At 64.7% G+C, this 3,294-nt stretch carries 5 protein-coding genes; all 5 read right to left on the reverse strand.

Features of this window, described 5'->3' with window-relative positions; all coding sequences use genetic code 11:
• Positions 1 to 35: 35 nt before the first annotated feature.
• From RUW20_RS01290 to traA, 5 genes are read right to left on the reverse strand one after another with little or no spacing between them, the layout of a single operon-like run.
• Positions 36 to 1,310 (reverse strand): TraB/VirB10 family protein, encoded by a 1,275-nt coding sequence (locus RUW20_RS01290; RefSeq protein WP_313950383.1) that lies wholly within the window; start codon positions 1,308 to 1,310, stop codon positions 36 to 38.
• Positions 1,303 to 2,025, reverse strand: coding sequence for a type-F conjugative transfer system secretin TraK (locus RUW20_RS01295; protein WP_313950384.1), 723 nt, complete (start codon positions 2,023 to 2,025; stop codon positions 1,303 to 1,305). The genes RUW20_RS01290 and RUW20_RS01295 overlap by 8 nt, the downstream gene beginning before the upstream one ends.
• Complete coding sequence (gene traE / locus RUW20_RS01300; RefSeq protein ID WP_313950385.1) at positions 1,961 to 2,551, reverse strand: type IV conjugative transfer system protein TraE; 591 nt, start codon at positions 2,549 to 2,551, stop codon at positions 1,961 to 1,963. The genes RUW20_RS01295 and traE overlap by 65 nt, the downstream gene beginning before the upstream one ends.
• A gap of 3 nt (positions 2,552 to 2,554) precedes the next feature.
• Positions 2,555 to 2,845 carry a type IV conjugative transfer system protein TraL gene (gene traL / locus RUW20_RS01305; protein ID WP_291903604.1) on the reverse strand — a complete coding sequence of 97 codons (291 nt, stop codon included), beginning with the start codon at positions 2,843 to 2,845 and terminating at the stop codon, positions 2,555 to 2,557.
• Between the two features lie 14 nt (positions 2,846 to 2,859).
• Positions 2,860 to 3,153 (reverse strand): TraA family conjugative transfer protein, encoded by a 294-nt coding sequence (gene traA / locus RUW20_RS01310; protein WP_291983290.1) that lies wholly within the window; start codon positions 3,151 to 3,153, stop codon positions 2,860 to 2,862.
• Between the last annotated feature and the right edge of the window lie 141 nt (positions 3,154 to 3,294).

The raw sequence follows: 3,294 nt of genomic DNA on the forward strand, positions 1-3,294 counted from the left end.
GAGAGCAGGACCAGTAGGGGTTTGAACGACATGGATCACTCCTTGAAAGGTTCGAGGGGTTTCTTCTGGACTTCGCGGCCGCGCCGCCAGATGTCGGTGTAGCTATCGGAATCGCCGCCCGCGGACCCGCCGGCGAGAGAAAAGCCTTTGGTAAACACCACCTCGACGGTGCGACCGGCATCGATCTCGATGATCGGGAACATCTTCTCGGCCAGCGTGATGTAGTACTGCGAGAGACGGTCGAGCGCCTTGCCGACACCGGTTCCCAGACCGGCCTGGACCTGTTTCCCCGGATCGACGGACCCGATCGACCCCAGCGGGCTCGTCGAGACCGTCATCGCGCTCTGCTGGAAAGCCTGGCCGATTCCCGCGCCAATGCCGGCGAGCAAGGCATTGGCGAGTACCTGCCCCTGCTTGCTGACCAGACGGCCACGCATGCCGGCCTTGCCGTCTTCACCGACGACGTAGCCCTTGACCGGGACATCGATCGCCTTGCCGTCATGACGCACACAGGACAGGGATTCGAGTCGGATGTAGGCGCGCTCGGCGCTGATGTCGCCATAGCTGGCGCCCAGCGCAAAACATTCCTTGATCTTGAAGCGGTAGCGGTTCGGCAGGAAGGCGTTGTCCTGGACGCGCATCAGGACCGGGTGCGGGTTGCTTTGCGCCTGGCCGCCGGTGGGCGCGTCGAGACCGCCGAGCAATACCGCCCGGAAGAACGATCCCGATGGCACGTAGCTGCGGGCGTCTTTCTGGTCGGCCCCCTGCCCGCCCACCGCGGGTGCGCTGACCTTGGCGTCGCTCACTTCGAAGGTCGCGATCCCCGGTGGCCGGGGCAACACCGGCGCTCCGTCCGGGTTCATCCCTGCGCCCGGATTCGTCGGCAGCGGGGGTAATGGTGGCAGAGGTGGCAGGTTGAGGGGCTCGGCCACCGGTGGTGGTGGCGAGGACAGCGGCGGCGGCAGTACCTGCAAAACCGGATTCGAAAGCGGCGGCTTCCGCTCGATCAGGTCGACCTGCTGGCGTAGCCCCTGGATCATCTCCTCCATCTGGCGCATCTGCTCGCTGGACTTGCTCATCCAGATCTCTCGGGGGTCGGCCTGGGCGCCGGGAGCGCTGATCGGCAAGGGCTGCGGGCGTACCGGCGGCGTTCCCTCGGGAAGGGTGGCCGGCTGGTCCCATAGCGCCACACCGCCGAAGATAAGCACTGCGAACACTGACCCCCCGAGCCCCAGGATCAGGACCTGCCGCTGTTTCGGGGACAGTCTGGCGATCGCCGAGGCGATCCGGTTGCCGGGTGACTCAGCCATCACGTCCCTCCAGGACGACCAGGACGTCCGTGCTTTCACCCGGTTCAAGTTCGAGCGAATCGACCATCACCGCCAGCACACCCGGTCGATACAGCTCGCGCTCGTCGATCACCATTCGCGACGACGAGACGTTGATCAGCTGGTACTTCTCTCCGAACAAGGCGCCGTCCAGCGTCCTTACCAGGATCAGGCGGGCTTCGTTCCAGAGAGGGACGATCTCCAGCGTGTTTCGGGCGGTCATGTCTTCGGGTTCGGCGTCGCGCGCCAGCGCGAGAAGCACACGGCGGATCGCGCCGAGGCGCGAGTCGTCGGCCAGAATGGCTTTGCCCTCGCTGCGTGCCTGAGTGCGATCGCGAATGACCAGCGTTTCTGCCGGGATGTCGGCGGTGTGGAGCAGTAGTTTCCAGTGGCGGCCGGCATCGTCGGCGACGAAGACGCTGAACTGCGGCTGCTCGGTCGTCGGTTTGAGGTAGGCGGCGCCGGTTTCCCGGTCGGCACTGACGACGAACTCACCTTCGACGCCGTGGATACGGCGAATCTTTCCGCCATCGACGCGGATCAGGTTCGGTTCGTTGCGCGAGACCGTGGCGGTCAGCGCATCGTCCGGACGGCCCTCCAGGAGCTGCCCGGCTAAGAGCGGTGACGCGACGCTAGCGAGCAGCAGCGTCAGCGCCAAACGGGTCCCGATCGCTGGTTTCCCTGAATTCGGATACATGCAGTCTCCCATTGCGGTAACGGAAGCCGACCACATAGGTGGTCTGCTTCTCGGAAGCTTTCTTGTCCCCGACCCAGGTCATCAGGACACCGGCGAGGGCCACTTTCATGGCGGTCTCGTCGGGCATCACCGATTGCGCAGAAAACTGGGTCGAGGCGTTGTTCTTGCGGATGAAATCGGTACGGGCGCCGAACTCGGCCTGGAGACGGCCGTATTCGCTGGGGGCGGCGTATTTGAGGAAGAGATTCTTCTGGTACTCCGCGACGTGCGGCGTGATGTTGAGCGCCAAGCCCGCGTACCAGTACGCCATCTCCTGGAGGTAATCAGCGGAGACCTTCTGACCGCTGACCCAGAAGGTCTTGTGCACTTCCGGCGGCACGAGCACGGTTCTTTCCGAGCCGGCCACGCCGAGCAAGGCGCCGGCATTGGCCAGCAGCGCCAGGACGAGTCCACCGACGGCGATGCGCATGAAGGTGATTTCAGCGCGATGATTGTCCCGCTCGGAGGTGAAGGTTCGAAGGCGCATGGCTCAGCCGAGAAAGAAGCGCAGATGCGACGGCGGGGTCGCCCGCAGGCGGACGACGATCCCGCTCGGCAGCCACCAGTAGAGCGCGTGCAAGGCGAACTTGGGGTGCTTGCCGGTCTTGATCCGACCGTACTGCCAGGCGAGGAGCGCGCCGCAGATCATCCCGGCCAGCATGGCCCCCGAGATCACGCCCGTCCCCATGATCAGCAGGAAGAGGATGGCCTGATCAAAATCCCACCACAGGAAACGTTCCTGGGCTTCGAGTGACTTGGGGATGTAACCGATCTCGTCCACGGCGCTCTCCGGATTCAGATCGTGGCGGTCAGGATGCCGGTCGAAATCGTCGGTGCGTATTGCAGGAACACCGCGAACGCCACCCCGGAAAGAATCGGCATCGGGTTGAGCCGCGCCAGCGAGAAGAGCGCGCCCAGGCCGATCGCGGCGATGGCAGCCGCCTTGCCGAAGTAGCCCTGGACCATGCCGGTCAGCCAGGTATAGAGACTTTGAAACTCGGTGCCGGTGGTTCCCGCCAACGCACCGGTGGCGGCGGTCAGCAAGACGAGCGCCAGGGCGCCCTTGATCCAGTTACGACGGCTATCCATGACGATTCCCTTTGAGATCAACACAAGACTTGATGAGCCATCCGAGGCCGAGGCCGACGGCGATGCCGCCCAGATGGGCGTCGAACCCGCCTTCGATCGGCGAACCCGGGGCGAGGATGCCGATGGCGATGAAGCCGCCGG

Source organism: Accumulibacter sp. (genome assembly GCF_032229525.1).
Taxonomy (GTDB): Bacteria; Pseudomonadota; Gammaproteobacteria; order Burkholderiales; family Rhodocyclaceae; genus Accumulibacter.